Source organism: Variovorax davisae, from assembly GCF_030316845.1.
Taxonomy (GTDB): Bacteria; Pseudomonadota; Gammaproteobacteria; order Burkholderiales; family Burkholderiaceae_C; genus Variovorax; species Variovorax davisae.
The window spans coordinates 269,107-292,959 of record NZ_JASZYS010000006.1 but is presented as its reverse complement, the minus strand read 5'-3'; the positions used below and the strand labels follow the sequence as shown (position 1 = coordinate 292,959).

The 23,853-nt window shown below is 67.7% G+C and carries 24 protein-coding genes; 13 read left to right on the top strand and 11 right to left on the bottom strand.

Annotated features, from left to right (window positions below; genetic code table 11):
- Positions 1-35: 35 nt before the first annotated feature.
- From QTI33_RS16300 to QTI33_RS16290, 3 genes are read right to left on the bottom strand one after another with little or no spacing between them, the layout of a single operon-like run.
- Positions 36-1,223, bottom strand: a complete 1,188-nt coding sequence (locus tag QTI33_RS16300; protein WP_286507141.1) for an amino acid ABC transporter substrate-binding protein — start codon at positions 1,221-1,223, stop codon at positions 36-38.
- Between the two features lie 29 nt (positions 1,224-1,252).
- Entirely contained in the window at positions 1,253-2,395 is a 1,143-nt protein-coding gene (locus QTI33_RS16295; protein WP_286507140.1) for an FAD-dependent oxidoreductase, read from the bottom strand.
- Positions 2,396-2,437: 42 nt separating this feature from the next.
- Positions 2,438-3,418 carry a VOC family protein gene (locus QTI33_RS16290; protein ID WP_286507139.1) on the bottom strand — a complete coding sequence of 327 codons (981 nt, stop codon included), beginning with the start codon at positions 3,416-3,418 and terminating at the stop codon, positions 2,438-2,440.
- 262 nt (positions 3,419-3,680) lie between these two features.
- Here QTI33_RS16290 and QTI33_RS16285 point away from each other — a divergent pair, with 262 nt between their 5' ends.
- A complete protein-coding gene (locus QTI33_RS16285; protein WP_286507138.1) occupies positions 3,681-4,268 on the top strand; it encodes a TetR/AcrR family transcriptional regulator in 588 nt (195 codons plus the stop codon).
- 173 nt (positions 4,269-4,441) lie between these two features.
- Here the strand turns inward: QTI33_RS16285 and QTI33_RS16280 are convergent, their stop codons facing one another.
- Positions 4,442-5,050, bottom strand: a complete 609-nt coding sequence (locus QTI33_RS16280; protein WP_286507137.1) for a DUF2652 domain-containing protein — start codon at positions 5,048-5,050, stop codon at positions 4,442-4,444.
- Between the two features lie 83 nt (positions 5,051-5,133).
- Positions 5,134-5,586, bottom strand: a complete 453-nt coding sequence (locus QTI33_RS16275; RefSeq protein WP_286507135.1) for an Ohr family peroxiredoxin — start codon at positions 5,584-5,586, stop codon at positions 5,134-5,136.
- 187 nt (positions 5,587-5,773) lie between these two features.
- On the opposite strand from QTI33_RS16275, the gene QTI33_RS16270 reads away from it, so the two are divergent.
- From QTI33_RS16270 to QTI33_RS16255, 4 genes are all read left to right on the top strand, one after another.
- The gene (locus QTI33_RS16270) at positions 5,774-6,235 is read left to right on the top strand and encodes a MarR family winged helix-turn-helix transcriptional regulator (protein ID WP_286507134.1); all 462 of its coding nucleotides are present in this window, start codon (positions 5,774-5,776) and stop codon (positions 6,233-6,235) included.
- A 108-nt stretch (positions 6,236-6,343) separates the two neighbouring features.
- Complete coding sequence (locus tag QTI33_RS16265) at positions 6,344-7,636, top strand: NAD(P)-binding domain-containing protein (protein ID WP_286507133.1); 1,293 nt, start codon at positions 6,344-6,346, stop codon at positions 7,634-7,636.
- A 231-nt stretch (positions 7,637-7,867) separates the two neighbouring features.
- Complete coding sequence (locus tag QTI33_RS16260; protein ID WP_286507132.1) at positions 7,868-9,370, top strand: amidohydrolase family protein; 1,503 nt, start codon at positions 7,868-7,870, stop codon at positions 9,368-9,370.
- 19 nt (positions 9,371-9,389) lie between these two features.
- Positions 9,390-9,812, top strand: coding sequence for a DUF3830 family protein (locus QTI33_RS16255; protein WP_286507131.1), 423 nt, complete (start codon positions 9,390-9,392; stop codon positions 9,810-9,812).
- A 3-nt stretch (positions 9,813-9,815) separates the two neighbouring features.
- Here QTI33_RS16255 and QTI33_RS16250 read toward each other — a convergent pair whose 3' ends face one another.
- The 3 genes from QTI33_RS16250 to QTI33_RS16240 are packed head-to-tail and all read right to left on the bottom strand — an operon-like array spanning position 9,816 to position 11,399.
- Positions 9,816-10,052 carry a hypothetical protein gene (locus tag QTI33_RS16250; RefSeq protein ID WP_286507129.1) on the bottom strand — a complete coding sequence of 79 codons (237 nt, stop codon included), beginning with the start codon at positions 10,050-10,052 and terminating at the stop codon, positions 9,816-9,818.
- 58 nt (positions 10,053-10,110) lie between these two features.
- Positions 10,111-10,569 (bottom strand): DUF6515 family protein, encoded by a 459-nt coding sequence (locus tag QTI33_RS16245; RefSeq protein WP_286507127.1) that lies wholly within the window; start codon positions 10,567-10,569, stop codon positions 10,111-10,113.
- Positions 10,570-10,589: 20 nt separating this feature from the next.
- Positions 10,590-11,399, bottom strand: a complete 810-nt coding sequence (locus tag QTI33_RS16240) for a DUF2092 domain-containing protein (RefSeq protein WP_286507125.1) — start codon at positions 11,397-11,399, stop codon at positions 10,590-10,592.
- A gap of 458 nt (positions 11,400-11,857) precedes the next feature.
- Here QTI33_RS16240 and QTI33_RS16235 point away from each other — a divergent pair, with 458 nt between their 5' ends.
- On the top strand, positions 11,858-12,088 hold the full coding sequence (locus QTI33_RS16235) for a hypothetical protein (RefSeq protein WP_286507124.1): 231 nt from the start codon (positions 11,858-11,860) through the stop codon (positions 12,086-12,088).
- Positions 12,089-12,593: 505 nt separating this feature from the next.
- Entirely contained in the window at positions 12,594-13,406 is an 813-nt protein-coding gene (locus tag QTI33_RS16230) for a hypothetical protein (protein ID WP_286507123.1), read from the top strand.
- Between the two features lie 168 nt (positions 13,407-13,574).
- Here the strand turns inward: QTI33_RS16230 and QTI33_RS16225 are convergent, their stop codons facing one another.
- Both QTI33_RS16225 and QTI33_RS16220 read right to left on the bottom strand, forming a co-directional pair.
- Entirely contained in the window at positions 13,575-14,630 is a 1,056-nt protein-coding gene (locus QTI33_RS16225) for a ParB/RepB/Spo0J family partition protein (RefSeq protein ID WP_286507122.1), read from the bottom strand.
- Between the two features lies 1 nt (position 14,631).
- Entirely contained in the window at positions 14,632-15,828 is a 1,197-nt protein-coding gene (locus QTI33_RS16220) for a ParA family protein (RefSeq protein ID WP_286507121.1), read from the bottom strand.
- Between the two features lie 624 nt (positions 15,829-16,452).
- Here QTI33_RS16220 and QTI33_RS16215 point away from each other — a divergent pair.
- The 5 genes from QTI33_RS16215 to QTI33_RS16195 all read left to right on the top strand — a co-directional run bounded on the left by QTI33_RS16215 (position 16,453) and on the right by QTI33_RS16195 (position 21,209).
- Positions 16,453-17,817: a replication initiation protein gene (locus tag QTI33_RS16215; protein ID WP_286507120.1), complete on the top strand. Its 1,365-nt coding sequence runs from the start codon at positions 16,453-16,455 to the stop codon at positions 17,815-17,817.
- Positions 17,818-17,964: 147 nt separating this feature from the next.
- A complete protein-coding gene (locus QTI33_RS16210; protein ID WP_286507119.1) occupies positions 17,965-18,843 on the top strand; it encodes a methionine ABC transporter ATP-binding protein in 879 nt (292 codons plus the stop codon).
- Positions 18,836-19,498: a methionine ABC transporter permease gene (locus tag QTI33_RS16205; RefSeq protein WP_286507118.1), complete on the top strand. Its 663-nt coding sequence runs from the start codon at positions 18,836-18,838 to the stop codon at positions 19,496-19,498. Before QTI33_RS16210 ends, QTI33_RS16205 begins: the two co-directional genes overlap by 8 nt.
- Before the next feature lie 45 nt (positions 19,499-19,543).
- Positions 19,544-20,371, top strand: coding sequence for a MetQ/NlpA family ABC transporter substrate-binding protein (locus QTI33_RS16200; protein ID WP_286507117.1), 828 nt, complete (start codon positions 19,544-19,546; stop codon positions 20,369-20,371).
- 535 nt (positions 20,372-20,906) lie between these two features.
- Positions 20,907-21,209 (top strand): LysR substrate-binding domain-containing protein, encoded by a 303-nt coding sequence (locus tag QTI33_RS16195; protein WP_353506345.1) that lies wholly within the window; start codon positions 20,907-20,909, stop codon positions 21,207-21,209.
- Positions 21,210-21,226: 17 nt separating this feature from the next.
- Here QTI33_RS16195 and QTI33_RS16190 read toward each other — a convergent pair whose 3' ends face one another.
- The gene (locus QTI33_RS16190; RefSeq protein ID WP_286507116.1) at positions 21,227-22,282 is read right to left on the bottom strand and encodes an AraC family transcriptional regulator; all 1,056 of its coding nucleotides are present in this window, start codon (positions 22,280-22,282) and stop codon (positions 21,227-21,229) included.
- 155 nt (positions 22,283-22,437) lie between these two features.
- On the opposite strand from QTI33_RS16190, the gene QTI33_RS16185 reads away from it, so the two are divergent.
- Positions 22,438-23,847 carry an ATP-binding protein gene (locus QTI33_RS16185; protein WP_286507115.1) on the top strand — a complete coding sequence of 470 codons (1,410 nt, stop codon included), beginning with the start codon at positions 22,438-22,440 and terminating at the stop codon, positions 23,845-23,847.
- Positions 23,848-23,853 lie beyond the last annotated feature (6 nt).

The following is a 23,853-nucleotide window of genomic DNA, read 5'->3' as shown; positions in this document are numbered from 1 at the left end:
GAATTCGCCGAGGCCTCTGGGGAAGGGGGCCCGGCCTACTTCTGCCAGCCGCTCTTCGCGACGAAGGGCGCGGTCTGCTGCGACGGCGGATAGACGATCTGGCCCTTGCCCTGCTGGAACTGCAGGAACATGGCCGGCGTCAGGCGGTTCTGGACGCCGTCGAAGGCGACCGGGCCGTCGATGGTGTCGAAGGTGCCGGAGGCGATGGCGGCGCGCAGCTTGTCCTTGTCCAGGCCCGCCTTGGCGACCGCTTGCTGCAGGATCTCGGCCGACACCCAGGCGAGTGCCACGTCGAGGTAGTCCGGTGCCTCGCCGTACTTGGCCTGGTAGGTGTCGAAGAAGGGCTTCGCCTTCGGCCAGGCCTTCTGGTCGGGCGACCAGTGGCCCAGGGTGACGATGTTGTCCAGGTTGGCGCCGAACATCTTCGAGAAGAAGGCGATGCTGGGCCCGACCGCCACGAACTGGAAGGGCGCCCGGATGTCCTGCTCGCGGGCCTGCTTCATGTAGAGCATCGAGTCTTCGGGGTAGGACAGCGAGATCACCGCGTCCGGTGCGGCGCGCTTGATGGCCACCATGCTCGCGGTCATGTCCTTGATGCCCGGCGCGTATTCCTCGTTGTAGACCACCTTGATGCCGGCGCCCTGCACGGCAGGCACCAGGTAGCGCTTGATCTCCTGCGGGAAGGGCAGCTGGACGGTGTTGATCGCCACCGCCTTGACGCCCTGCGCCTGCATCAGCTTGGCCAGCTCGTTGCCCAGCGCATCCGGGATGGCCGAGGTCGGGAACCAGATGTTCCGGGCCTTGAGCGAACGGATCTGCAGCGAGGCGGCGGAACTGCCGACCATCGGGAACTTGTAGCGCTCCAGCACGCCGACCACCGCGAAGTGCGCGGGCGAACCCCAGGGCGACAGCAGCAGGTCGACCTTGTCGCTGGTGATCAGCTTCTCGTAGATCGCGGCGGCCTTGGCCGGGTCGGACTGGTCGTCGTAGACCACCAGCGCCACCGGCCGCTTGGTGCCCGCCACATCGAGGCCGCCGGCTGCGTTGACCTGCTCCGCCCACAACTGGTAGGCGTTGAGCTGGCCGGCACCGGCGGCGGCGAAGGCACCCGTCTTGGCCATGCTCATGCCGATGCGCACGGGCTCGGCCGCTGCCCAGCTGCCGGCGGCCATCGCGAGCACGAGTCCGGTCGCGAACATCCGAAAGACTTTCAGTAGTTTCATCATGGAGCCCTTGAGTTGAGGAAGTGCGGTCAGTGGCGCGGTGCCACGGTTCCGGTGGGTGAACTGTTGGCGGCCTTGAAGACCTGGCCCGCGACCCATTCGTCGCCCATGGCCGAGCGGATCACCTGCGAGCGCACGGCGTCGGGCAGGCAGGTGACTTCGCCGTAGAGGATCGACCAGCGCTGGCAGTGCTCGACCAGCGGACGCTCCGCCGCTTCCCAGGCTTGGAGCGCCGCGGGAATGTCGCGCGGATCCTGGGCCTGTTCGAGCGCCACCGCCATGGCCAGGCCGTTCTGCATCGCCATGCCGCCACCCTGGCCCAGGTTGGGCGGCTGCGCGTGCGCGGCGTCGCCGACGATCGCCGTGCGGCCGGCCGACCAGGCGCGGCTGCGCGTGACGCTGTAGACGCCCCAGCTCAGGGTGTCGCCGATGCGTTCGATCAGGTGGGCCCAGCGCGGGAAGGCGTCGATCCACAGTTGCCGGTTCAGCGGCAGGTTGCGCGCTTCGTCGTCCCGCAGACAGGTCAATGCGAGATAGATCTGCGTCGCATTGACCGGCGTGACCAGGAGCCGGCGGGTGCCGTTCCAGTTCTCGATGTACTTGCCGACATCCTGCGGCGGGAAGTCGCCGGCGCGGGAGTCGATCATGGTGCGCAACGCGCCCTCGCGGGTCTGCTCGTGCAGCAGCTCCAGTCCCAGGCTCTGGCGCACGCGCGACCAGATGCCGTCGACGCCCACGGCCAGGTCGGCGCGCACCGTCTGTCCGTTGGCCAGCAGCAGCTCGCCGCCGGCCGTGGCGCCGATGGTCTCGGCGTGGGTGACGACCTTGACGCCGGCGCGCTCGCAGGCCGACTTCAGGGAACCGAGCAAGCGGCTGCGCAAGACCGTCAGCAGGCGCTTGTCCGAGGCGATCGGCGCCGATTCGATGATCTGGTCGCGATTGTCACGCTGCTCGAAGTGCGTGCCGTGGAACGCACCTTCGGTGGCTTCCTCGTAGGCGCCGAGTGCCTCGAGCACGCGCAGGCCGTTCTCCCAGATGTAGATGCCCGAGCCGGCCGCACGCAGCTCGGATTGCCGCTCGTAGACGGTCACGTCCCAGCCGCGCTGGGCCAGCGCGGCCGCGGTGGCCAGGCCGCCGATGCCGCCGCCGGAGATGATTGCGCTTCTTGCCATGGTGTTGTCTTTCAGGCTGTTGGATGCCGAACGGGGAGCTGCTCAGGCCGCGTCGACCAGCTCGACCTCGGCGCGCGCCGACAGCTGTCGCGGCGCCGGGCGCTTCACGTACCACTCGCTGAGCAGACCGTCGGGGTCGCGCAGGAGGATCGAACGCTTCCAGGGCAGATCGACCTGGCGCGCAATGGCCACGCCCTGCGCCTGCAGGCCCGCGATGGCCGCTTCCAGCGTGGCCTCGTCGGCCAGCTGGAAGCTCGCATGGTGGTAGCTCGCGCCGTTCGCGGGCACCAGCACGAGGTGGTGCTCGTACTGGGCCTGGGTGGCGCCGAGGTACACGACGCCCTCCTCGCGCGCCACCACGCGCAGGCCGCCGATCTCGGTGTAGAAGCGCGTCATCTCCTCGATGCGCGCCGTCTCGAGCACGGCATGCGTGATGCGCCAGGGGCGCATCGGCGCCGCGCTGTTGGTGCGCAGCACCGGGTCCGTGTCGTAGCGGCCTTCGGTGAAGCCCTCGGCGGCCAGCGGGTCCCAGTGCGTGGTGAGGAGTGCCATCGGCCCGCTCAGGACCTGGCGCCAATCCTTGACGGTGTCGCAATAGAACTCGTTGTAGTTGCCGTCGGGATCGAACATGTAGACGCTGTGCGCCACTTGATGATCGACCGTGATGTCGGTGGGCACGCCGTCGTCCTTCAAGCGCCTGAAGGCCGCCACCAGGTCGGCTTCGTTCTCGAGTTCCCAGGCCAGGTGATTGAGGCCGGCATGCAGGCCGATGGTGCCGGGCAGCTGCAGCAGGCCGTCCTTGCCGTAGCGGTCCACGCCATTGGTCTTCTGGATCATGCCGAGGTCGTGCGGGGTATGGCCGGTTCCGAGGAAGGTGGCGATCAACTCGGGCTCGGTGAACTCCACGCGCAGGCCGCACACATCGCTGTAGAAGCGCTCGGACGTCGGGATGTCGTCCACCCACAGATTCACGTGGCCGAGGCGGCGCGGGGCGAAGTAGGAGGCGGGTCGAGTGGCAGTCATGGGAGGCCTTTCATGGGTCGCGAAGCGCCGTGCGATGCAGGACCGGGGCATCGATTTCCTTGGCATCGGCAAGCGCGAAAACTGTTCGTTTCGGGGGACTCGAGTTGCGATCGAAGTGAACTCTAAAAGTCGCCCGGAGCGCTGTCAATAGCGAATACCATTCAGTTTTGAAAATTTGACGACCGCCGATTGGAAGCACAATTGGTGCATCGAGCGCTGCGGTCATCGCCGTCGGCGCGAGCACCAAAAGAAGGCACGGCACATGGTTCAACGCAAGAAGGAAGGGGTTCGCGACGCGATCCTCGAGGCGGCATTCCGCCTCTTCAGCGAGCAGGGTTACAGCGAGACATCCATTCCCGGCATCGCACGCGAGGCGGGCATGTCGACGGCCAACGTCTACGTCTACTTCCAATCGAAGATCGACATCCTGTTCCAGCTGTATTCGCCGTGGCTGCTGGGGCGTCTGGACAAGCTCGAGCGTGCCCAGCGCCGCATCGCGGACCCGCAGGAGCGCCTGCGCAAGCTGCTGCTGACGCTGTGGCGCGACCTGCCCAGGGAGAACAACGGGTTCACCAACAACGTGATGCAAGCCGTCTCGACCAGCGGCAATGGCGACTACAGCCCGGCGCTGCGCCAGCTGTTCCAGTCGCGCGTGGCCGGATGGATCCGCGAGTGCCTGGCGACGCCGCCCGAAGAAAGCAACATGCTCGCAAGCCTCGCGCTCATGGCGTTCGACGGCTTCGCGATGAACGTCCGCCTGGCGCACAGCCCTCCGTGCAACGACGACATGGCGCAGCTGTTCAGCCGCTTGTTCGCCGGCGCCGCCGCGAGGTCCACGTCGACGCCATGAAGGCGCTCCAGAGCTCGATTGGAGTGGTGCCGCAGGCCATTCGATGACGCGGGCATCGGTGGCGCATGCTCAGCGGCTGCCCGTTCCTGGTGCTTCGGCATCAGCGCCTGCACCAAGTTCGCTTGTCCGCGAACGTTGCCCGGACACGACGCGGCCTCGGCGTTCCTGGCAGGCTAGGCCTGCAGTTCGTCGAGGTAGCAGGCCATCGAATGATGGCGATAGGGTACCTCGCCGATCTCGTCATAGCGGCAACTGCCGCTCTCGAACGCGACAGTCGGCGCTTGCCGATCGTCCAGCCGGTCCAGCGTGTCCTGCGTCACCAGCAGGTACTCCGCTTCGGGCACCGGGTTCTTCAGCAGCCGATGGGCAACGATGACGCTCTTGCCGATGAACTTCGAATGCCCCTTGACCGCCATGGTGTTGGCCGGACCGCAGTGCGCGATGAACTTGAGCGTCAACAGGTGCATGCGGGTGCAGGCGCCGCACTGGCAGACGCGCCCCTTTTCCTTTTCCTTGAGGTGCAGGTGAAAGTTGAGGAACATCTTTTTGGCCTGCGCCAGGAGTTTGTCCAGGGTGGGCGGGGTCATGCAATAGAACAGCACCGCATCGCCCTCGAACTCCGACACTTCGAGTCCGATCTCGTTGGAATCCACCAGCAGCTCCAGCAGTTCGCTGATGATGTGCTGGCTGTGGCTGATCTCGGTCTCGGTGACGAACTTCGTGAATCCGCCGATATCGGGGATGAAGAAGAGGACATTGGGAAAGCTCGAGGACTCCGCCATGGCGCGCTCCACAACTTGATGCGGCGGGGACGGCCGCGGGCACAGGGTAGCGCAGAACGCCCCTGGCCGCAGCCCCGCAACACTCAAGACGTCGATACGTTCAGGCTCACGTCGATGTTGCCGCGCGTGGCCTTCGAGTAGGGGCAGATTTCATCCGCGGCGTGGGCGATCTCCTGTGCCAGGGACGGGTCGAGGCCGGGAAGGAAGGCGTTGATCCTGGCCTGCAGGAGGTAGGCGCTCCCGGACATGCCCAGGTCGACTTCGATGTCGACAGCGAGGTCGGCCGGCAACTGGACCTTGCGCTGCTTGGCCACGAGCCCCAGCGCACCGGTGTAGCAGGCGGACCAGGCACCTGCGAAGAGCTGTTCGGCGCTCGGGTGCAGCGGGAGGTTCTGGAAGGCATGGACCAGCGTCGGGTCGTTGGGCGTGGTCAGCCGCATGTCGACGTGGTCTTCGCCGGCGCGGCGCGTCTCGCTGCGGTTCAGCGTCGTGTGGGTCTTGCCGGTCAAGAGGACTTTTTGGATCTGGGTGGTCATGTGAAACTCCTTGGGAGACAGGTTGATGTTACATCGCATTCGATTGCATCGCATGCGATGGATTGAATGGTAGTGAGGTCGGCCCCGCAGGTCAACGACTCGCTGGCGCAAAATTGCATCAAATCGTTTGCGACTCCATCGCATCCGATGTAATATGCCCAGGCCATCTTTCCTGCAGGTGAATCCCATGAAATCGAGCAAGCCATCCGACCCTTCCAGCCGAAAGCTGGGTGACTTCCTTTGCTTTGCGGTCTATTCGGCCAACCTCGCCTTCGGCAAGGTCTACCGGCCGGTCCTCGACAAGCTCGGCCTGACCTACACCCAGTACGTCACGGTGATCGCGCTGCTCGAGGAAGACGATCAAACCGTCAGTGGCCTGGGCGAAAAGCTCTTCCTCGAATCGAACACGCTGACGCCGATCCTGAAGAAGCTCGAAGCCATGGGCTACGTGGAACGCGCACGCGATGTGCTCGACGAGCGCCAGGTCCGCGTGCGGCTCACCAAGGAGGGGCGGCGCCTGCGCGAGAAGACGTCGGCCATCGACCTGGGGGACGCATGCGGCCTCACCAGCGATCAGTTCGATGCGCTGCAGAAGGAGATCGTGGCGTTGCGCAACAACCTGGTCAGCGCAGCGCACGCTTCGGGCTGACCGCGCCCTTGCTGCCCCGGGGCATCGGGCGCATCATCGCGCCACCCATCTGCCAGGCGATCGCCCACCGTGCACCGCGCCGCCCATCGGCACTGACGAGGAGCACCCATGCAAGCCGCCCCGTTGCTCGATCTGGCCATCGTCGGCGCTGGCGCCGCGGGCGTCATCCACCTGCACTACGCCCGGCAGTCGGGCCTCGAGGCGCTGCTGCTGGAGAAGGAGGGCGGCGTCGGCGGCCTGTGGCGCCGGCTTCCGGCATGGCAGGACATCCAGATCAGCCCGGCCGACTGGACCGTCGGCGACCTGCCGCTGGGTGGCTCGATGCAGCCGCACATCCTCGCCAACATCGAGGCCTGGGTCGAGCGCTTCGGCCTCGCCGACCGCATCCGGCTCGACAGCCCGGTCTCTCGCGCGCGCCACACCGGCACATGCTGGGAACTCGATACGCCACAAGGCACGGTGCGGGCGCGCCATCTGGTGGCGGCCACCGGCGGCCACAACACGCCTGCCATTCCCGATGTGGTTCGACGCGCGAGCACGGTGCGGGAACTGCATTCCAGCGCCCTGCGCGATCCGGCCGAACTGACGGGTCGCACGGTGCTGGTGGTCGGCGGCGGCGCCTCGGCCTTCGACTTGATGGACCTGTGCCTCGAGTACCAGGCCGGGCGGGTCGTCTGGGCGTACCGGGGCTTGCGCTGGTTCACGCCCACCGGCAAGCCGAAGATCGTCGCCGGCAGCGTGCGGCCCTTCGCGAAGATGCAGGCGAACGGCATGACCGTCGCGCAGCAGAACGAGATGATCGGCGCCGACCTGCTGGCCCGCTATGAAAAGTTCGGCATCCAGTCGATCCGGCCCGACAAGCCGCTCGATGTGCAGCAAGACCAACTCATTCCCGGCCGCGCTCGCATGCTGGCCTGCTTCGGCGATCTGGAGCGGCATCCGGCCAGCGTCGAGGCCATCGAGGGGCCCGACGTCACGCTGTCGGACGGCACGCGCCTCGCGGTGGACCTTCTCCTGTGGGGCACCGGCTACCGGACCGACCTGTCGTACTTCGAGGAGCCGCGCATCGCAGGCATCCGCACCGTCGGCGAGCTGGCCTCGCGCTGCGCCTGCATCTTCCGCAGCCTGGATGCGCCGGACCTCTATTTCCCGGGCGTGGGCCTGGACGGCATCGGCTCCGCGCCGTGGTACTTCATGCTGATGGCACGCTCGGTCATGTCGCACATCCGCGGCACCGCGCAGCTCGACATGGCGCCGCTCTCAGGCAGGCTCAACCACTTCGACGTCGTGCGCCACCTCGCCGAGCGGGACGTCGGCAGCTACGCCGGGGAGCGGGGCTGGGACTTCTATCGCGCGTTGGCACTGGGCACGCCGGACGACCAGCCCTACCCATTGCTCTGAAGCAGGACCGCGGCCGAAGGCACGCGTCACGCAGCCATCACCGCCACGCTGGAAGAGGTGGCGGCATGTCGCTTTCCCCTCGAACCCGCCAGCGCCTGCTCTCCGCCGGCGCGCTGATCGGCTTCTTCGTGCTGTGGGAGCTGGTCTGCCTGGCCTTCGGAGTGTCCGAGCGGACTTCGCGCTACCATCGCCAACCCCGACGCGGCCAGCGCCGCCCTCGGCCCCATGACCATGACCGCGACGCCCGCCACCTTCCTCGACTGCGCCTGGCTGCTGGCCGACCCTGGCGTGGAGCCGGCGCGGCGCGATGTGCGTGTCGGCCTGGCGGGAGGGCGGGTGGTTTCCATCGAGGCGCGGCCGGGCGCGGGCGGCGACCGCCGCAGGCTGGCGCTGCCGGCACTCGCCAACGCCCACGACCATGCGCGCACTTTTCGCAGCGCCACGCTGGGCGCGTTCGACCAGCCGCTGGAAAGCTGGCTGCCCTTCGTCGGCGTGGTGCCGGGCATGGACCCGTACCTGTGCGCCGCGACCTCGTTCGCACGCTCGGTGCGCAACGGCGTCGCCCACCTCATGGTGCACTACACCCGCGTGCAGGGCGGCATGCCCTACGTGGACGAGGCGCGCGCCGTGGCACGCGCCGCGCGCGACGTCGGGGTGCGCATCGGCTTCGCGGTGGCCATGCGCGACCGCAACGGCATCGCCTACTGCGACGACGCCACGGTGCTGGCCGCGCTGCGCCCCGGCCTGCGCGACCCCGTCGCCCAGCGACTCGCCGTGCAGCCGGTCGCGCCCGCGCAGCAGCTCGCGCTGGTCGACGAGGTCGCCGCGATGGTGCAGGACGACGGCTGGGGCGACCACGTCACCGTGCAATACGGCCCGACGGCCGTGCAGTGGTGCAGCACACCCCTGCTCGAAGCCATCGCGCGAGCTTCGGCCGACACGGGCCGGCCCGTGCACATGCACCTGCTCGAGACCCGCTACCAGCGCCAATGGGCCGACCGGGCGCATCCGGGCGGCATCGTGAAGTTCCTCGACAGCATCGGCCTGCTCGGCCCGCGCCTCACGCTGGCGCATTGCGCCTGGGCGCGGCCGGACGAGCTGGCATTGATCGCCGAACGCGGCGCGACCATCGCCGTCAACACCAGTTCGAACCTGGGCCTGAAGTCCGGCATCGCTCCCCTGCCCGCCATGCTCGCGCAGGGCTGCCGCGTGGCCATGGGGCTCGACGGCATGGCCTTCGACGAGGACGACGACGCGCTGCGCGAGGCGCGCCTGGCCTATGCGCTGCACCGCGGCTGGGGCTTCGACACCACCATGACGCCGGCGCAGCTGTGGGGCTTCGCGTCGCGCAACGGCCCCCGCAGCGTGTCGGGCGCCGGCGCACCGGCGGGCGGCCGCATCGCACCCGGCGCGGTGGCCGACATCGTGCTGCTGGACTGGGACGCGCTCGACGACGATGCCCTGTTCGCCGACACCGACCCGCTCGACCTGCTGCTGGCACGCGGCAACGGCAGCCACATCGCGGGCGTCATCGTCGGCGGCCGCACCGTGGTCGAGGCGGGCCGGGTGACCGGCATCGACGAGGCGGCGCTGCGCGCCGAGTTGCTCGCGCGCACCCGTGCCGCCCTGGCCGCCGACGCCACGAACGGCGGCTGGCGCGCCACCGTGGCCGCGCTGGCGCAGGACCTTGCTCCTTTCTATCGCGTCGGCCGCATGGGCGGCTGCTGCGGCTGACACCCAGGAAACACCAGACATGACCCGCATCAAGATCAGCGCCGGCGGCTTCGACTTCGTCGCCGCCACGCACCCCGACGCACCCCTCACCGTGGCGGCGTTCTGCAAGCTGCTGCCCTACCGGCAGCGGCTCATCCACGTGCGCTGGAGCGGCGAAGGCTGCTGGGTGCCGCTGGGCGACTTCCGGCTCGGGGTCGGCTTCGAGAACCACACCAGCCACCCCTCGGTGGGCGACATCCTGTTCTACCCGGGCGGCTACAGCGAGACCGAGATCATCCTGGCCTACGGCGCCTGCAGCTTCGCGAGCAAGATGGGCCAGCTCGCCGGCAACCACTTCTTGACCATCGTCGAAGGCAAGGACAACCTGCGCGCGCTCGGCACCAAGGTGCTGTGGGAAGGCGCGCAGGACGTGCTGTTCGAACTGGACCGGGTCGCGGCCTAGTGCCTAGTAGCGCCGACGAACCGCGGCGCCGCCGTTGGGTCCCACGCAGCCTTCGCGATAGACGCCCTTGGCGCACGTCACGTGCGGCGGCGGCGGCGCCTTCTTGACCACCGCGGCCCCGTTGGGGCCAGCGCAGCCGGCGCGATAGACCCCGGCTGCGCACGTGACCGCCCAGGACGCAGACGGAATCACGCCCAGAATGCCCAATGCGGCGGCGGCGGCGAGTAGGTGGTGCTTCATGACGGCTCTCCTTGGGTGGTGAATCGGGTCGGAGGTGAGGATGACGCGTACGGCGCCGTCACGGCACCGGCACGACCTCGTAGTAGACGCCGCTGGAGCCGAAGTAGGGCTTGTACCAGGTGGCGCCAAACTGATAGTAGTTGGCGCCGTTCACCACCATGCTGCGAGCCCCTGCGGGCAACGCTGCCACTTGGGTGCCGAGCGGCATGTTGCCCTGCACCACATAGGCCGGCGGCGGCACGACCATGGCGGGCGGCGGCACGATCACCGCGGCGGGACGATTGGCATCGACGATCGCCGCGCCCACCGCCATGCCGGCGACCGCGCCGGCAGCGGCGCCGCAGCCATAGCAGCCCGCGGGACGGTAGTAGGGATGGTAGGGGTGGTATCCGCCGACGGCCACCGCGCCGCCACGCCAGCCGCCCGCGGCCGCGATCCATGCATGGGCACCGGACAGGGGAACGAAGGCGCCAGCCAAGACGGCGGCCCCGAGGATGAGTGTCTTGATCTGCTTCATCGCCATGCTCCTCGACGCGGTCACTTGCCCGGGCCCATCTGCTTGAACTCCAGCCTGGCAGCGCGCGGCGGGATGGTGGCGCTGAAGGTCTTCGCCGGCACCGGCGCATCGAGCTTCCACTCCGAGAGTTCGACCGTGAAGGTCGGCTGGCGCTCGCCCGAGCGATAGGAGACGATCAAGAGGCGCGGCAGCTTGTCCGCGGCGCCGATCCAGATTTCCCAGTCCAGTCCCGGGGCGGCGAATGCCAGGTGCTCGGTCTTGACGCCGCCGATGGTCGTCTGGCCGACCCACAAGGCGCTTGCAAGGTCTTTGGTCAAGAAGGCATAAGGGTCCGCGACCAGCAGGTCCAGGAAAGGCGCGGTGGCGTCGGACCCTGGCTGCAGGCTCTGCATCAGCGCTTCGATCGCGCCGCCCGCGGCATCGCGCTGCGCATAGAACTTGTGGTCGGCGCCGATCACGGTAACCGTCTTGCCGTCGTAGAAGCTGTCGCTCGGAAACAGGTCGCCGCGCGCCTCGACGAAAAGCTTGTCGGGCCGCTGCATCACCACCCGCGTCGACGCCATCAGGCTCACGAACTGCCCTGTGGGCGAGGGCGTCGGCACGATGCCGCGCACCTTGAAGCGCAGGGTCCTGGCGCCGGCCAGCGTGTCGCTCATCCCCTTGAGCAGCGCGAGCGCGCGTTCGTCCCTGAAGTCCCTGGCGGGCGCGGCCGCCTGCGCCGACTGGTTGTCCTGCGCCAGGGCGGCGCGCCCGGTGCCGGCCAGCGCCGTTGCCACGAGAAGCAAGGCCAGGCCGAGGCGACGATGAAACAGATTCGAGCTGAATGTCATCGGTGTGCTCCGGAAGTTGGGATCCATGAGAGCCGGGGGCATGGTCCACCTCGCGCCGTGCGGCCGCAGTCCGATGCGACGGCCGAGGGACCCAGCGCCAGTGGGGCAAGGACGGGCCTGTTGTAGTCGAAGTTCGGCTTTCCGTCCACGATGCAGTGGTGCAGGCCGCTGACCATCGGCCTCGACAGATCCCGGTGCAGTTGTCATTCTTTTCGATACATTTAGCAAAAAATCGACGGAGTGAGTTGGCTGCGACAACTGCAGCCCGACCTGGCCCGTGGCCCGCTGGCCAGTGGCAGCTACAACTCCCACCCCCACGGCACTGCCTACGCCGGGGCCGCAGCCTTGGCAGCACACGCCGCTTCGGCATATCCACGGCCACCTCGGACGGGCGTCGCGTCTGCACGGCCGGCGGCACGCATGACGTCGACTGTTCGGGGATGCCCGGCGGTTTGCTGATGACGATCCTTGCGCCGCACTCGTTCGGCGTGGGCAACATACGCGACGTCTCGGTAAGCGGCGACGGCAGCCATGTCTACACCGCGGCCTCCGGCCCGCCCTATCGCTGCGCCTCCTTCGGGCCGGCCTGGAAGGGGGAGACGCCGCCCGGCGTGCGCAAGGTCTTCACCTCGACCAACCGTTTGCGCTGGCCATCTACCGGACCCAACGCTCTGGCTGCCCGCGCCTGATGGCCCGATCTACTTGGCGATGCGGCTCGACTGGCCGAAGGACACGCCGCCGTCGATCGTGCCGCCTGGCGAAGGAACGTGGAAGCCGCCGGGGATCGTGGCATCCAGGTGACACCGCATTGCCGGCAGCGACCCTGACGGTGCACGGTCGGGACGAACGAGTTTGTAGCAGGCCCTGATCTGCGTGTTGAGCGGCAATCTGCCCCAGCGAACGACGCGGTTCCGGCTGGATCGGCCACGCGCCAAGGTCTTCTTGCACCACGGGCATGCAGGCAGGGCTGTAGTGTCCAGGTTCTAATCGAATCCTAAGCCGCGCTTCGTGACCGATGTTTCACGACATTTTGAAGCATCTTATTTTTTTGTTTCACGACAACGAGTTAGCTCTTATTTCTCGACGAAAAGGGGAAGATGTTTCACGAAACAGTGGCCGCCGATCGGCTTTTGAACCAAGAATGTCGCTCCTCGGTCATAATTCGGTTATTGAGTAACCATATTGGCACGCTACATGCCATCATTTCTCATGAAGCCTGCTACGACTCATGATAACGACCAGACGGATGACCTCCAGAAGACGCCCGGATCTGGCGGCTCGACCCTGTCGACCGGTGCCAGCCAAGGCTGGCCTCCCGTTTGCACCTTGGCCGAACTGGGCCGGATCCTCACACTTGTTCATGGTGTTCGCGCACCTGCAGATTCGTCCCTGAAGAAATGGAGCGCTGCGGGCTTGTTCCGGTCTTGCATGGCATCCCCGGAAGAAATCGAGGCCAGCGAAGCCCCCTCCTCCTCTCTCACCCATGACGTGCTGCAGCGGCCCCGTCGAGGCGGCCGGCCGGGCCTGAGATTGCGCACCGCGGCCGCCATCGGCCGGGTCTACGAGCTCTGGCCTTTCCTGGCAGATTCCGATTCCCACGCCGTGCTCGAACTGGCGGTCGCCCGGACCGCGGACCACTTCCGTGCCGCACTCGGCCCCGCCGGCCCTTCCTTGACAGCACACGCCGCGGCCACCGAGATGTCTGCTGCTGTGCCGGGGGGGCCGGCGCTCCAAGAGGTTCAGGAGCAACTCACGGCGCTGATGCGCGAAATGGCTTCGGTACGGCGGGAGCTGGCCCAGTTCTCGGCCTTGCGCAACAACCTCATCACCAAGCTCGACGACGTGGTGGCGCGAGCGAAGGATGCCTTCGCCGGCGGCGCCCAGGCGTCGGCGGCCGGGTTCGATCCGCTCGCCGAAGCCCGCCGCGACCGCGACATGGGCCTCATGAAATCGACCCTGTCCGAAATTCTCGCCACGCTCGAGCGCATCGAGGGCGGCCGAAGCTGAACTGCGGAGAGGGGGGTGGTTTGAAACCACCCCCTTCGTCCAAGCGCCCGGGCGATCAAAAAAAATGGGAGTAGTTTCAAACTACCCCCTGCACCTTCGCGGCTGACAGCGCAAAAAAAAGGGGTGGTTTCAAACCACCCCTCCCCTGCCCTTCCCTGATTCAGGCGCTCAGATCGAATCGACAAATCCTTGCATCGCCTTGATCAAGGCCTTCTGCTGCGCATCCGAAAGCTTGATCGACAACCTGATCGAGGGACGTCCGATCGCATCGAAGCGAAGCGATCCCACTTTTTGCCCCCCCACCTTCAGTGCATGGTTGGCCTGGGCCGGCAGCGCAGCCGCCTCCGGCACCACGGACGGCGGCGACACCAGCCGCGCGAAGACGCTCTTCGCCGGCAGGGCCGTCTTCTCCGACGACAGCGCCTGCGCCCGCGACAGCACACCCGATTCGTCCTCGGTCATGGCCTTGCCGAGATCCGTGGCCCAAGCCAGCTGGATCGATTGCGGCGTGGGAAAGGCCGCGATCACCGTGGCGGGAAGGCGGGCCAAGGCGATCGCCTTGCCCAGGTTGCTGATGTCGACGCCGAGCGCGGCCGCCATCTGGCGGTTCGACGGATAGATGCCCTTCTCGAGCGCCCGCAGGTAAGTCATTCCCTGTTCCCAGGGCGACGGGTCCGCCCTGCCCCGGTTCTCCCGGTCCATTTCCTCGATCAAGGCCCGGTCGTCCAGGTTCTCGACCACCGCCCAGACCGGAAGGCCCAGTTGGCGGCAAGCCTCGTAGCGCCGATGCCCGAACACCAATTCATAGTGCGGACCGTCACCCGGGTTGGCGATCGCGCGCACCTTGATGGGCTGCGAGTTGCGGCCCGCCTCCTGGATCTCGCGCTTGAAGTCCTCGAACAACTTGCCTTCGAAAGCGGACGCATGCCGGTTGGCGAACTCGCTGCGCGTGATGTCCGCGGTGTCGATCAGGCGCGCCGGCAAGGCGCCGTCCCAGCTGCGCAATTCGTCGCGCACCTCGCTCAGCCGCCCTTCCAGCTCGTCCACCTGCGCCACCCGCGCCCGCAGTTCGTCGTTCTGGCGCAGCAGGTCCGAGCGCTGGTCGTTGGCAAAGGCCATCATCGCGCCAGGCGCGGTCTTGGGTTTCGCGAGCTCCGGGTTCGGCTGCGAACTCGGCATGATCGATGCGAAGTCGATCTTGGAGGCTTTGTCTTTCAATCCCATGTCAAACCGCCGTTTCCAGTACTTGACGCTCCGCCACCTGGCGGGCCCAGACCGCTTCGATCTGCTGCTCGATCAATTCGCACATCCTGTCGTAGGCCACGCGCGCCCTTGAGAAGGTCTTGGAATTCACCGAGCCACGGGGCAGGTCGTAGACCGTGCCGAATTCGGCGCTCGCCGTGGCGGCCACCGCCGTCTTCGGAATCTCGATCGGCAGCACCTTGTCGCCGTAGCCCTCGAGCACCCACTGCCGCACCACCGAGCTGGCGGTGTCGGAAGCTTCGACCCGCGACAGCAGCACATCGATGAACTCGAAGCTCTTGTCCTTGCCGCGGCTGCGGACGAGCTGGTTGCACAGGTCCGAGAACAGATCCCAGAACTGCGCCGAACTGGCGAAGTCCAGCGCCGACGGCGGCAGCGGCATGATCACGCCGTCGGCCGCCATCAGCGCATTGATGGTGACGTAGCTCAGTGAAGGCGGGGTGTCGATCACGATGACGTCGTATTCCTCGCGCGGCAGGTCGAGGCCGCGGTCGAGCACGCGCCAGAACTCGAAACCCGGATCCCGCGCCTGGCGGGCGGGCAGATGGAATTCAGCGCCGTAGAGCAGGGGGGCTGCGCACACCAGGTCGATGTTGGGCCAATAGGTGGGACGCACGGCATATTGGAGGTTTTCCTGGTCGCCGGTGAACAGCGACATCGCCGTATGCTCGGTCTCGACCTCCGCGTCCGGGAGCACGCCGAACAAGGTCGTGGCCGAGCCCTGGGGATCGAGGTCGACCAGCAGCACGCGGTGGCCGCGCATCGACAGGCCCTGGGCCAGCGTCACGGCCGAGGTCGTCTTGGCCACGCCGCCCTTGAAGTTGGCCACCGTGATGGTGATGCCGGCGGCGCCTTCCGGGCGCAGGTGCTCGGCGCGCAGCTCGCGAGCCCAGCTTTGGGCTTCGGCCATCGACCACTCGCGGCTGTTGCCGTGGATCTCGCCGGCCGGAAGGTCACCGCGGGTGAGGCGGTAGGAGATCTTCGATTTGTCGACCCCGCACAGGTCGGCCAATTGCACTGCCTTCAGCGTGGGCGCAGACTTCACGGCCGTGGGGGCCAGCATGGCCGACCGGATCCGGTCCATCATGCCGGCGATCTTGTGCGCTTGCTGCTCGATATCCTCCAGGTTTTGACGTCGAATGGTTTGCTTGATGTCCACGGGATCTGCCTTGAAAGTTGGAGTGTCTTGCGATTATGCAGGGCACACGCGAAAAAACGAAGAAACGTCGATCCTTCACGTGACGCGCCGGTCTCCTTTGCGGTTTTTGCCTTTTTTCTCAGCCGTCTCGGGAGATTAAGAAAGAAACTTCAATTAATTCAAGAGATTAAGGCCGCCGAAAACGCGATTTTCTTCAATTAAATCAACGAGTTACGCGGCTTCTGAGGGGTCGAGTGTCCAGACTTTAATCGCTTGCGTCCGGCACCTGATCGGATCCGTCCAGCCTTCCATCGCCAACTGTCCGGGTCGCCATCGTTGCCTGCGGGCCGCTTGTCCACAGCCCGTTTGGGCCGGTTGTGCACCAGCGCGAGGCCAATGTCCAGGTTTTAAGCGCCACTTTGAGGCGTATTCCGGGGCCTGCGGAGGCGCTGGAGGCGCCAATGTCCGGCTTTTAATCGGGGCGCGAAGACGCCGGTCACCGCCCGTTCCGGCCAACCGTCCAGCTTTTAATCGAATTGCCAGCGCCGGCCTGAACCCCAAGTGTCCAGGTTTTGCTCGGGCGCGTGCACCGACCTCGGCGCGGGCTTGTGTCCAAACGCCGTTGGACATAACATCGACCTTGCAATGAGCCAACAGATCGCGGGAAATCCGGGCGACAAGCCAGTCATGAGCCACGCCGTCGACGACGTGCTGGAGCTCAGGAAGCCGCACGAGATGATCGTGATGATGCCGCGCTCGGCCCGCGTGACCCTGACCGGGCGGCGCATCTACAGCGCGCTGCTGCAAGTGGCGCAGACGCGGCTGGTCGCCTTGCCCGGCATGCCCGCGGCCGACTTCATGTTCGAGGCGCCGCTGGCGGCCATCCTGCGCACCACCGGTTCCAGCGGCAGCGAGCGCACCGCCGCCAAGAAGTACCTGATCGAGATGCGCAGCCTGGAGGTGGACTGGGAGTCGACCGCGCCGGGCGACGGTGTCAAGTGGCGCGGCTTCTCGATGCTGTCCGAGGTCGCGCTGGAGCTCCGCCGCGGCGAGAACTGGGTCAGCTGGTCCTATCCGCCCACCATCATGGCGGCGCTGCGCGACCCGCAGCGCTGGGCCCGGATCGATCTCGACGTCCTGGCCAAGCTGGGTTCCTACACCGCCGTGGCGCTCTACGAGATCTGCGCCCGCTACCGCGAGAACCCGAGCGGCGTCACCAGCCGCAAGCCGGTGACCTGGTGGGTCGACGCGCTCAGCAACGGGCCCGGACCCGAGCGGCGCGAATGGCGCAAGTTCAAGAACGAGCGGGTCAAGGACGCGGTGATCGAGATCAACGCCGAGACCGATCTCGAGATCGACCTGATCGAGCACAAGCAGGGCAGGGTGATCACCGAAGTCCAGTTCGCGGTGCGCAAGAAGCGGCAGGCGCCGCTGCAGCGGCCGCTCGCCGGCGAGCCGGTCGACGCCACGCTGGTGCTGCGGGCCGAAACGCTGGGCATCCGCGAGATCAAGCTGGAAGGCCTGCTGAAGGAATTCGGCGACGAGCGCGTGCGCGCCCAGATCGAGGTGCTCGAGCGGCGCGCCGCCAACAAGTCGCTGCGCACCATCGAGAACGCCTTCTCGTACCTGCGCTCGCTGCTGCGCAACGAGCCCGCCAGCGAAGGCGCCGCCGACACCCGCGCGGTAGCCCCGCCGGTGGTGCTGCAGCCGGTGCCGGAACCCCCCGCGGCGGCGCCCCATCTCGAAAGCGCGAACTGGCTGCGCGAGCAGATCGAGGCAATGAAGAAGGAAGTCGCGGCGCTTGAGCCGGCGCAGCTCAAGCGCTGGGTCGACCAGGCGCTGCAGGACCTGGCGCGCAAGGGGGCGCTCAACGCGGTGATCAGCCGCCGCGCGGCCCAGGGCGACGTCCTGCACGGCTTGCTGGGCTCGGCCGTGGTGTATGCCTATGCCGACGCCACCTACGGCCCGGACTGGAAGGTCGACCGGCAATTGTTCGACGCGGTGCAGTAGGCCGTCGCCGCGGGGCGCTTATGCCCAGGGCATATAAGCAGCCTTCTAATGCGTCGTTCCCCTCGGCGCCGCGAGCCGCGATACTTGCGGACTTTGCGGCGCCGCTGCATCCGCCTGCCACGCAGGCCGTGCCGGCCGATCCCGTCCATGACCTCCTCTTCCCCGGCCGAGGCCCCGCCCCGGCCCCCCCTGATCCGACTCGAGTCGGTGCAGAAATCTTTCACCTTGCCCGACGGCGCGGTCTTCGATGCCGTGCGATCGCTGTCGCTCGACATCCATGAAGGCGACGTCTTCGGCCTGATCGGCAAGAGCGGCGCCGGCAAGTCGACCCTGCTGCGGCTGATCAACCTGCTCGAACGCCCCGACGCCGGCAAGGTGCTGGTCGGCGGCCGCGACCTGACCACCCTGTCGCGCCGCGAGCTGCGCGACACGCGGCAGAACATCGGCATGATCTTCCAGCAGTTCAACCTGATCCAGAACGCGACCGTGTTCGACAACGTCGCCTTCCCGCTGAAGATCCACGGCCGCCATTCGCGCGCCGAGATCGAGGCCCGCGTGCGCGAGTGCCTCGCGCTGGTCGGCCTGGCCGAGAAGATCCACAGCCACCCGGCCCAGCTCTCGGGCGGTCAGAAGCAGCGGGTGGCGATCGCGCGTGCGCTGGCGCCGCGGCCGCAGGTGCTGCTGTGCGACGAGCCCACCTCGGCACTCGACAGCGAGACCACGCGTGCATTGCTCGAAACGCTGCGCGACATCAACCTGAAGCTCGGCGTGACCATCGTCATCGTCACCCACGAGCTGTCGGTGGTCGAGGTGCTGTGCCGCCAGGTGGCGATCCTCGAGCAGGGCCGCCTGGTCGAGCAGTTCGAGGTCGATTCGCCGGCCGCCGAGCGCGCCACCGCGCTCGGCCGCGAGATCGATGCGCTGGTGCGCCGGCGCGAGCGCGACGCGCGCGAAGCGCTCGCCGCCCAGGCGGCTTCATCCCTTCCACGCCAACCGGCAGGCACGCAGGAGCTGGCCCATGCCTGAGAACATCGCCGCCATCCTGCCCGAGCTCGGGATCGCCATCGCCCAGACCTTCATGATGCTGGGCATCGGCCTCACGGCCGCGCTGCTGATCGGCGGCCCGCTCGGCGTGCTGCTGTTCCTGCTCGGCCCCGGCCAGTCGCTCGAGAACAAGCCGACCTTCCTGATCCTCAACTGGATCGTGAACACGGTGCGCTCCTTCCCGTTCATCATCCTGCTGGTGGCGCTGGTGCCCTTCACGCGCGTGATCGCGGGCACCTCGATCGGACCGCTGGCGGCCGCCGTGCCGTTGTCGGTGGCGGCCATCCCCTACCTCGCGCGGCTGGTCGACCAGTGCCTGCGCGAAGTGCCGCGCGGCGTCATCGAGGCGGCCCACGCGATGGGCGCTTCCGAGCTGCAGATCATCTGGCGCGTCCTGGTCGTCGAGGCCCGCTCGGGCCTGGTGCTGGCCTTCACCGTGCTCGCCGTCAGCTTCCTGTCCTACTCGGCGATCGCCGGCGTGGTGGGCGGCGGCGGCATCGGCGACCTGGCGATCCGCTACGGCTACTACCGCTTCCAGACCGACGTGATGGTGCTCACCGTGGCGCTGCTGGTGGCGCTGGTGCAGATCATCCAGTTCGTCGGCAACACCGCCGCGCGCCGCCTGGACAAGCGCTGACGCCTCGCGTTGCCGATTCCGTTTTTTCCTACCGTGACCGTTCCCATGAAAACATCTCTCGTCCGCCGTTCCGTCCTCGCTCTGTCGGTGCTCGCACTGTCGCTCGGCGGCCTTTCGCTCGAAGCCCAGGCCCAGGCCGCGGCCAAGAAGGACCTGGTGATCGGCGGCACCGCCGGCTCCAACGTCGACCAGCTCAAGGCCGGCATCGTGCCCCTGCTCGAAAAGAAGGGCTACAAGGTCAAGCTGGTCGAGTTCAACGACTACGTGCAGCCGAACCTCGCGCTGGCGCAGGGCTCGCTCGACGCCAACTTCTTCCAGCACCGGGTCTATCTGCAGAAGTTCGCGGCCGACCAGAAGCTCGACATCGTCGAACTGGTGCAAGGCCCGATCGCGCCGCTGGGCGTCTACTCGACCAAGCGCAAGACGCTGGCCGAACTCAAGGACGGCGACCGCTTCACGATCCCGAATGACCCGAGCAACCTGGCGCGCGCGCTGGTGCTGCTGGAGCAGAACAAGCTGATCACGCTGAAGCCCGGCATCGACGCCTTGCGCGCCACCGAGAAGGACATCGCCGAGAACCCGCGCAAGCTGAAGTTCATTCCGCTCGAGGCGGCCCAGCTGCCGCGTTCGCTGGGTGACACCGAGTACGCGATCATCAACGGCAATTTCGCGATGTCCTCGGGCCTGAAGCTGACCGAGGCCGTGGTGCTCGAGAAGACGCCCGACCACTACCTCAATGTGGTGGCCGTGAAGCGCGCCGACAAGGACACGCCGTGGGCCAAGGACATCGTCGAGGCCTACCACTCGAAGGACTTCCGCGCGGTGGTCGACAGCAAGTTCCCGGGCTACGCGAAGCCGGCCTTCCTGCAGTAGGGCGGAAGGGGCCGCGCCGCCTGACCGGGCCAGCCAGCCGGGGGCGTTTTGTCGGAAATTGTCGGATGGAAGCGGCGTGCTGCCCTGGCCGTCCAGATGGCTGGGCAACTGCTGCGCCTCGGCGTCCTGGACGAGGGCCTGCGGTCCGGCAGGTCCGGCGTGCTCCTGCCCCGGCCTGCGCCGCACGGGACCAGCCCGGCCGTCCGGGTTCAGGCCGCGATCCGGAAGACGCTGACCGAACCTCGACCCCGGGGGGATGCGCGGGGCGTGTTCTCGGCCCAGGCCGCCGCCGCGTATTCCAAGGCCGTGGGCCGGGAGGTGCGGGTCGACGAAACGCAACCCGTGGTCAACGAACTCCTGGGGAGCTATTCGCTCGGCATGCGGCGGGTCGGCCCGCCGTGGCCGGCGCACCGAATGTCTCCTGTGTGTTCGGATGCGGCAGTCTAGGAACGGCGGCGCCGCCGGTCCAATGCCGATTCGCCGGTGGTGCCGCTGTCGTCGCTGGCCCGCGTGCCGCTGGTGATGACCCGCCTGCATCGCGGCAATCGTCGAACGCAGCCTGGCCCCGCTCGGCGGCCGGCTCCACATGGAGGCCGAGTTCGACTCGGTCGATGCCATCCGCGAACTGGTGCGGCAGGGCCGGTGGGCCACCATGATGCCGGTGTCGGTCTTCAAGGAGCCGCGCGCCGGGGCGGTGAGGCTGTCGGAGATCTCGGGCGCCCAGTTGCACCGGATGCTGGTGCTGGCCACGCGGGTCGAGCGGGCGCAGAGTCCGGCACTCGTCGTCGTGCGCGACCTGGTCCGCGCCGAAGCCGCCCGGCTGGCGGCGCAAGACTGAAGGGCAGGGCGCAGACCCTACGGCGGCGGTGCAGGCGAACCCGTGCCCGAACGCGGCGCCGGCGCCGACAGGCCCGACGACTTGACGCCGTGGCTGTGGCGGTAGTCCGCCGGCGTCTTCCCGGTCCAGCGCTTGAACGAGCGGAAAAAGGAGTTCGGGTCGGCGAAACCCAGCAGGTATGCGATCTCGGTCAGGCTGGCCCGGCCTGCCGCCAGGTAGCGGCGCGCCATCTCCAGGCGGGCCTCGTCCAGCAGCGCGCTGAACCGCACGCCCTCGCGCGCCAGCCGCCGCTGCAGGGTGCGCTCGCTCACGCACAGCACGCTGGCCACCTGCTCGATGCCCGGGACATCGCCATGCAGCAGTCCGCGCAAGGCCTGCCGCACGGCCTGCGAGGTGTCTTGCGGCGCGCGCAAGGCCACGAGGTCGCGCTCGGCGGCATCCTCGAACATCGCAGCCACGCTGGGGTTGGCGCTGACCAGCGGCAGCGCGAGGTCGCTGAGCTGGAACACGATCGAATCGTGGGGCTGGCCGAACAGCGCCGGACAGCCGAAGGCCTCGGCGTAGCGTGCGTGGTAGGGCGGCGGTTCGCCGATCAGCGTCAGGCGCACCGGCGTGATCTGGCGCTCGGTGAACAGGCGGCCGAAGTTGAGCAGCGTGCCCATCTGGATGTCCATGCGGCAGCGGCTGTAGGGGCGCTGGGGGCCGGCGTAGCGCACGCGCACGGCGGTCTCCTCGCCCTCGGTCACGGCCTCGAGCTCGCAGGCCGACACCAGTGCGTTGTAGCGCCCGATGCGCGCCAGCGCCGCACCGAAGCTGCTGCAGGTCATGGCCGAGAAGCCGACCACGCCGAACAGCTCGGGCCGCATCGGCTGCAGGCCGAGAAACAGGCCGACCGCCGGGTCGCCGGCCCGCTCGTAGGCGACCGTGAAGAAGCGGTCGGCCTGCGCTTCGGTGAGCGGCTTCTTGAGATCGGCGAGCGCCAGCCCGGCGAGGGCCGCGAGTTCGGCCAGGTCGATGCCGGCCTTCTGCATGCTGGACAGCATGTTGAGCGGCAAGGCGGCGGTGGAGGTCACGAGGCGTTCCCTTCAATGGCGGTTCCCCGCCCGGCCGGATGGGCTGCCGGGGGCCTTGGCGCCTTCGGCAAGTGAGATTGGCGGCTGCGGACAGTCTGCTCCGCGGGCCGCAGCTTAATCTGCAAACTTAAGAAAACACAATTATTACTTTCTGTATGGTTCCTGCGACCGAAGCCGTTGCGGGTGGAGCAGGCGCGCGCAAGACCCACCCGATCGTCGAGCTGGACTACCGAGTCCGGCTGCCGGTGTGCCTGCTGGTGCTGGCCCTCTGGGGGACGCTGCTGAACCGGCGCGAGGCCAGCGCCTGGCTCTGGGCGCTGGCGGTGTTCCATGGCCTGTTGTGGCCCCATGTCGCGTACCTGCTCGCAAGCCGGGCCGCCAACTCCAAGCGCGCCGAGCTGCGCAACCTGCTGGGCGATGCCTTCCTGTGCATGCTGATGGTGGCGCTGTGTTCGTTCAGCCTGTGGCCGGTGGCGGCGGTGTTCATCACCCTCAATGCCGCCAACCTCAGCGTCGGCGGCGGCCGCTTCGCCGCGCTCGGCCTGCTGGCCTTCGCGGCCGGCGCCCTGGCCGGCGGCAGCCTCACCGGATTCGCAGTCGACCTCGAATCGAGCCTGGGCATCTCGCTGCTGAGCATCGCCGCCCTGGCGCTGTTCACGACCATCTTCGCGGTGCATTCGAATGCCCAGACCCGCAACGTGCTGCGCACCAAGCAGAAGCTGGAGAGCCAGAACCTGCTGATCGCGCAGCAGAACCGGCACATCGAGACCGCGCACGCACAGGCCGAGCAGGAGCGCGCGGCGGCCGAGCGGGCGCGCGAGGCGGCCGAGTCGGCCAACCGCGCCAAGAGCGCCTTCCTGGCCAACATGAGCCACGAGCTGCGCACGCCGCTGAACGCGATCATCGGCTACAGCGAGCTCGTCGCCGAGGAGGTGGTCGAGCTCGGCCAGCCGCAACTGCAGCCCGACCTGCACAAGATCCGCGCCGCCGGGCAGCAACTGCTGGAACTGATCAACAACGTGCTCGACCTGTCGAAGATCGAAGCCGGCAAGCTCGAGCTCCAGATCGAGGACGTCGACCTCCAGAACCTGATCCAGGAGGTGCTGGACATCGCCCGCCCGCTGATCGCGCGCAACGCCAATGTGCTGGAAGTCAGCGTCCAGCCGGACCTGGGCGCAGTGCGGGCCGACGCCATGAAGCTGCGCCAGGTGCTGCTGAACCTGCTGTCCAACGCCGGCAAGTTCACCAAGGACGGGCTGCTGTCGCTGGACGTGCGCGGCGCCGCCCGCGAAGGCGTGCGCTGGCTCGAGATCGCGGTCAGCGACTCGGGCATCGGCATGACGCCGGCGCAGATCGAGCGGCTGTTCCTGCCCTTCTCGCAAGCCGACAGCACCACCACCCGCCGCTTCGGCGGCACCGGCCTGGGGCTGGCGATCAGCCGCCGGCTGTGCGAGCTCATGGGCGGTGACATCCGCGTGTCGAGCGAGGAAGGCAAGGGCTCGCGCTTCACCGTCATGCTGCCGGTCCTGGGGTTCGGATTGGCCGTCGCCGATGCGCAGGCCTGAGCCCGC

Excerpts from the sequence above, each read along its gene's own strand:
- QTI33_RS16300 (WP_286507141.1), bottom strand. The coding sequence starts at position 1,223 with ATGAAACTACTGAAAGTCTTTCGGATGTTCGCGACCGGACTCGTGCTC.
- QTI33_RS16295 (WP_286507140.1), bottom strand. The coding sequence starts at position 2,395 with ATGGCAAGAAGCGCAATCATCTCCGGCGGCGGCATCGGCGGCCTGGCC.
- QTI33_RS16290 (WP_286507139.1), bottom strand. The coding sequence starts at position 3,418 with ATGACTGCCACTCGACCCGCCTCCTACTTCGCCCCGCGCCGCCTCGGC.
- QTI33_RS16285 (WP_286507138.1), top strand. The coding sequence starts at position 3,681 with ATGGTTCAACGCAAGAAGGAAGGGGTTCGCGACGCGATCCTCGAGGCG.
- QTI33_RS16280 (WP_286507137.1), bottom strand. The coding sequence starts at position 5,050 with ATGGCGGAGTCCTCGAGCTTTCCCAATGTCCTCTTCTTCATCCCCGAT.
- QTI33_RS16275 (WP_286507135.1), bottom strand. The coding sequence starts at position 5,586 with ATGACCACCCAGATCCAAAAAGTCCTCTTGACCGGCAAGACCCACACG.
- QTI33_RS16270 (WP_286507134.1), top strand. The coding sequence starts at position 5,774 with ATGAAATCGAGCAAGCCATCCGACCCTTCCAGCCGAAAGCTGGGTGAC.
- QTI33_RS16265 (WP_286507133.1), top strand. The coding sequence starts at position 6,344 with ATGCAAGCCGCCCCGTTGCTCGATCTGGCCATCGTCGGCGCTGGCGCC.
- QTI33_RS16260 (WP_286507132.1), top strand. The coding sequence starts at position 7,868 with ATGACCGCGACGCCCGCCACCTTCCTCGACTGCGCCTGGCTGCTGGCC.
- QTI33_RS16255 (WP_286507131.1), top strand. The coding sequence starts at position 9,390 with ATGACCCGCATCAAGATCAGCGCCGGCGGCTTCGACTTCGTCGCCGCC.
- QTI33_RS16250 (WP_286507129.1), bottom strand. The coding sequence starts at position 10,052 with ATGAAGCACCACCTACTCGCCGCCGCCGCCGCATTGGGCATTCTGGGC.
- QTI33_RS16245 (WP_286507127.1), bottom strand. The coding sequence starts at position 10,569 with ATGAAGCAGATCAAGACACTCATCCTCGGGGCCGCCGTCTTGGCTGGC.
- QTI33_RS16240 (WP_286507125.1), bottom strand. The coding sequence starts at position 11,399 with ATGACATTCAGCTCGAATCTGTTTCATCGTCGCCTCGGCCTGGCCTTG.
- QTI33_RS16235 (WP_286507124.1), top strand. The coding sequence starts at position 11,858 with ATGACGATCCTTGCGCCGCACTCGTTCGGCGTGGGCAACATACGCGAC.
- QTI33_RS16230 (WP_286507123.1), top strand. The coding sequence starts at position 12,594 with ATGCCATCATTTCTCATGAAGCCTGCTACGACTCATGATAACGACCAG.
- QTI33_RS16225 (WP_286507122.1), bottom strand. The coding sequence starts at position 14,630 with ATGGGATTGAAAGACAAAGCCTCCAAGATCGACTTCGCATCGATCATG.
- QTI33_RS16215 (WP_286507120.1), top strand. The coding sequence starts at position 16,453 with ATGAGCCAACAGATCGCGGGAAATCCGGGCGACAAGCCAGTCATGAGC.
- QTI33_RS16210 (WP_286507119.1), top strand. The coding sequence starts at position 17,965 with ATGACCTCCTCTTCCCCGGCCGAGGCCCCGCCCCGGCCCCCCCTGATC.
- QTI33_RS16205 (WP_286507118.1), top strand. The coding sequence starts at position 18,836 with ATGCCTGAGAACATCGCCGCCATCCTGCCCGAGCTCGGGATCGCCATC.
- QTI33_RS16200 (WP_286507117.1), top strand. The coding sequence starts at position 19,544 with ATGAAAACATCTCTCGTCCGCCGTTCCGTCCTCGCTCTGTCGGTGCTC.
- QTI33_RS16185 (WP_286507115.1), top strand. The coding sequence starts at position 22,438 with ATGGTTCCTGCGACCGAAGCCGTTGCGGGTGGAGCAGGCGCGCGCAAG.